Below are 3440 nucleotides of genomic sequence, written 5' to 3'. Positions count from 1 at the left end.
GGCGGCGATGGTGGCCAGCGTGCGCCAGCCCACCGGTGCAGCGCGGCGCCAGACGGCGACCGAAGCGACAACCAGCACCAGCAGCGCCATCGCCATCGCATTCATCACGTTGGCGACCCAGGTCCAGAAGCCGCGCTCGACGCCGTTGGCCGGCTCCCAGACGCCGGCGCCATGGTCGTGGTCATGGGCCTCTTCATGCGCATGTTCGTGGGCATGCGCATCCGCATGCGCATGCTCGGCAGCTTCCGGCGCTTCGGCCTTCTGCCCCTCGAACACCTCGGCCGCCAGCAGCAGCGGCACGGCCTGCCAACGCTGCAGCGCAAACTGCAGGCTGCCCACGGCCAGCGCCAGCGCCAACGCGCAAAAGATCAAGCGTCGCAGCAACATGCTCGCCTCGCTCAGTGGCAGGGCCGCACGGTGACGTGGCGCACGTCGTGCGCGGCGTTGTGCGCCAGCGGGCTGTCGGCAAAGGCCACGCCGTACAGCATCACCAAGCCCAGCAGCGCCGCGGCGGCAAGCTGGCGCGCGAGGTGGGTGCCGGTCAGGGCCTGGGTACCGAAGGTGGTGGGGTTCAGCGTCGTGGTGGTGGTCATGTCAGCTCCTTGAGGGGTGAGGGAAAAATGGGTTGGACAGCCATCTGGGCAATCGACACCGTGGCATTGCGACCATCGGCGCCACGGTGGCGCAGCTTCTCGACGCGCAGCGCGCTGGCATCGGCCGCGCCGGCGGCCAGCAGTGCCGCTGCTTCGCTGACCGAAGGCGTGCCGGTGTGGCGGCGCACGGTTTCGGATGGGTTGGGCACGGCGACCGCGGCCAGTTCGCCTGGTTCGTAGAAATGGACAGCCCAGCCGCGCTCTGCGGCCAGCGCCAACAGGCCCGGCTCGTCGGCCTTCAGCGTGATGCTGGCAACGGCGGCCACGTCGGCCAGCGTTGCGCCGATCTGCGCCAATGCGAGGTCGACGGCCTGCGCCAGCGTGGCCCGCGGCGTGCCGCGGTCACAGCCAATGCCCAGGGACAGCTTCACTGCGCGGCCTCGACCGGCGGCCGGTAGACCACCAGTTTCTCGTTGAGCTGCTGCCACTGCGCCTCGGGCACCTCTGCATGCGTGACCCACAGCACCGCGGCGAAGCGGGCAAGGTCCACTTCCTCGAAGCGGTCGAAGCGGTGGATGTTGGCGGGCAGCGGCGTGGGCCGGGTCCACCAGTGCGGGCTGCCGGCTTCCTGCACAAAGGCCACAGGCTCCTGGTTGACGACCGCGGCCGAGACGCGCGTGATGTTCAGCTTCGGCGCCTCCACGCGCCAGCCCAGTTCGCGGCCCAGGATGTCGACCGGGATGGTCTTGCCCACGTCCGAAGCGGTGGTCAGCACCGGCGTGGCCTGCAGCAGCTCGGCGACCTGTTCGGCCATGGCGTTGGCGCCGCCCACGTGGCCGGACAGCACGGGGATCACGAACTGGCCGGCGTCGTCCACGACCACCACGCCAGGGTCCTCGTCCTTGCTCTTCATGTGGGGCGCGATCAGCCGCACCACCGCGCCCAGCGAGACGAAGAACACGATCTGGTCGAAGCGCTGGAACAGGCCGGCAATCTCGTCCTTGAAGGCGCCGCTGTAGGCCAGCACCGGACTGGTGAGGCCAGCCATCGCGTCGGCAAACTTCGCGGCCACGCAGACCTCGGCTTCGGGCAATGCGCGGGCCAGCGCGGCGACTTGCGCTGCGCCATGCTTGGTGATGGCCACCAGCGCGATGCGGACGGTGGGGTTCGGGGCTTCAGTCATCGGCCATTTCCTCTTCGGTGATGGGAGCCGGCGCTGTGCCGGAGGTCTTCTTCTTGCAGCCCTTGATGCGTTCTCCGCGCTGGCGCAGCGGGTTCTGCACGATCAGCAGCGAGAGGTAATTGACCTTCTCGCCGCGCAGCGTGGTGATGTCACGCACCACACGCTCTTCCGGCGCGCCGGCCTTCTCGACGAAGCAGACGCGGTCCAGCAGGCCGCGCCGCTCGAACAGTGCGATCAGCTCATCCAGCAGCGGCTTGACCTTCATCAGCACCAGCGTGTCGAAGTCGTCCAGCAGGCGCTCGACCAGGTCCACGCCATAGGCCGCCGGCACGATGGCCACGGTGTCGTCCTGCTCGGCCAGCGGCTGGCCCAGCTCGGCGCAGCTGGCGATGAAGCTGGGCACGCCGGGCACGATCTCCACCGCCACCTCGGGCGCCATGGCTTTCACGGTCTGCGCCAGGTGGCCGAAGGTGGCGTAGGTGGACGCATCGCCTTCGACCAGGAACAGCACGTCGCGCCCGGCCTGCAGCAAAGGCAGCACGGCTTCAGCGGCGCGCAGCCAGGCGCGGCCCAGCTTTTCGCCGTCATGTGTCATCGGGAAGAGCAAGGCTTGCGACAGGCCCTGGCTGGCCGCCGGTGGCACCAGGCCAGCACGCGAGGCAATCGCCAGCGCATAGCTCTCGCTCTTGCCGCTGCGGATCGGCCAGGTCCACACGGTATCCGGCCGCTGCAGCAGCGCAAATGCGCGGCGAGTCATCAGCTCCGGGTCTCCCGGGCCGAGTGAGACGCCGAACAAGGTGCCGGTCATGACCCCACCTGCGCCTTCTGGGCACAGACGATCCAGACAGGGTTCTCGGCCGCCATGCGGTTCATGTGCAGGATGGGCTTGCTGCGCGCGGCTTGCAGTTGCAGCACGTCCCACACAACATTGGCTTCCTTCAGCGCCGCGGTCGCGGTGGCAAGGTTTTCCAGCGTCACGAAGTTCATCACCAGCCAGCCGCCGCTGCGCAGCCGGCGCAGGCACAGCGCGATCAGCTCGGCCAGCTCGCCGCCGGAGCCCCCGATGAAGACGGCGTCCGGGTCGGCCCAGCCGTCCAGCTGCTCGGGCGCCTTGCCGTGCACCAGCGTGTGGTTGGCCACGCCGAAGCTGGCGCGGTTGCGGCCGGCAATCGCCACGTCCGCCTCGTTTTTCTCGATGGCCCAGACATGGCCTTCCGGGCACAGCCGCGCGGCCTCGATGCCCACCGAGCCAGAGCCCGCGCCAATGTCCCAGACGATGCTGTCCGCGCGCAGTTGCAGCCGCGCCAGCGACACCGCCCGCACCTCCTGCTTGGTGATCAGGCCTTTGTCGGGCTGCCGCTGCTCGTAGGCCGCATCGGGCAGGCCGAAGCTGACCGGCCGCGGCCGGGCCTGGTGGCGCCACAGCAGCATCACGTTCGGTTCGGCAAACCTCATCTCGGCCGCTTGCGCGGCGCTCAGGCCGCTGTGGATCTTCTCGTCCGGCAACAGCAAGCGCTCGGCCACCGCAAGCTGGAAGTCCTCGCCCAGGCCTTCGGCCAGCAGCAGGCGGGCGACACGGTCCGGGCTGTTGGCCGGGCTGGTCAGCAGCGCCAGGCGCTCGTGGCGGCGCAGCGCCTGGGCCAGCGCGTACAGGCCGTGGCTCG

6 protein-coding genes are annotated in these 3440 nt (G+C 69.5%); all 6 read right to left on the bottom strand.

Annotated features, from left to right (window positions below; all coding sequences use genetic code 11):
- A partial coding sequence (locus FKP22_RS24665; RefSeq protein ID WP_211361565.1) for a CbtA family protein occupies window positions 1–387 on the bottom strand: 387 nt, incomplete at its 3' end.
- 11 nt (window positions 388–398) lie between these two features.
- The gene (locus FKP22_RS24660) at window positions 399–593 is read right to left on the bottom strand and encodes a CbtB domain-containing protein (RefSeq protein WP_141290303.1); all 195 of its coding nucleotides are present in this window, start codon (window positions 591–593) and stop codon (window positions 399–401) included.
- Entirely contained in the window at window positions 590–1024 is a 435-nt protein-coding gene (locus FKP22_RS24655; RefSeq protein WP_141290302.1) for a cobalamin biosynthesis protein, read from the bottom strand. The genes FKP22_RS24660 and FKP22_RS24655 overlap by 4 nt, the downstream gene beginning before the upstream one ends.
- On the bottom strand, window positions 1021–1776 hold the full coding sequence (locus tag FKP22_RS24650) for a cobalamin biosynthesis central domain-containing protein (RefSeq protein ID WP_141290301.1): 756 nt from the start codon (window positions 1774–1776) through the stop codon (window positions 1021–1023). The genes FKP22_RS24655 and FKP22_RS24650 overlap by 4 nt, the downstream gene beginning before the upstream one ends.
- Window positions 1769–2584, bottom strand: coding sequence for a precorrin-2 C(20)-methyltransferase (gene cobI / locus FKP22_RS24645; RefSeq protein WP_141290300.1), 816 nt, complete (start codon window positions 2582–2584; stop codon window positions 1769–1771). Before cobI ends, FKP22_RS24650 begins: the two co-directional genes overlap by 8 nt.
- The coding region (cbiT, locus tag FKP22_RS24640) for a precorrin-6Y C5,15-methyltransferase (decarboxylating) subunit CbiT (RefSeq protein ID WP_141290299.1) at window positions 2581–3440 on the bottom strand (860 nt) is incomplete at its 5' end. The genes cobI and cbiT, both read right to left, overlap by 4 nt.

This window comes from Ideonella azotifigens (genome assembly GCF_006519715.1).
GTDB classification, from domain to species: domain Bacteria; phylum Pseudomonadota; class Gammaproteobacteria; order Burkholderiales; family Burkholderiaceae_C; genus Ideonella; species Ideonella azotifigens.
This window is presented reverse-complemented; position numbering and strand designations above follow the sequence as displayed.

Bases quoted from the DNA above. Each gene is read 5' to 3' on its own strand.
- FKP22_RS24660 (WP_141290303.1), bottom strand. From the start codon at position 593: ATGACCACCACCACGACGCTGAACCCCACCACCTTCGGTACCCAGGCC.
- FKP22_RS24650 (WP_141290301.1), bottom strand. From the start codon at position 1,776: ATGACTGAAGCCCCGAACCCCACCGTCCGCATCGCGCTGGTGGCCATC.
- cobI (WP_141290300.1), bottom strand. From the start codon at position 2,584: ATGACCGGCACCTTGTTCGGCGTCTCACTCGGCCCGGGAGACCCGGAG.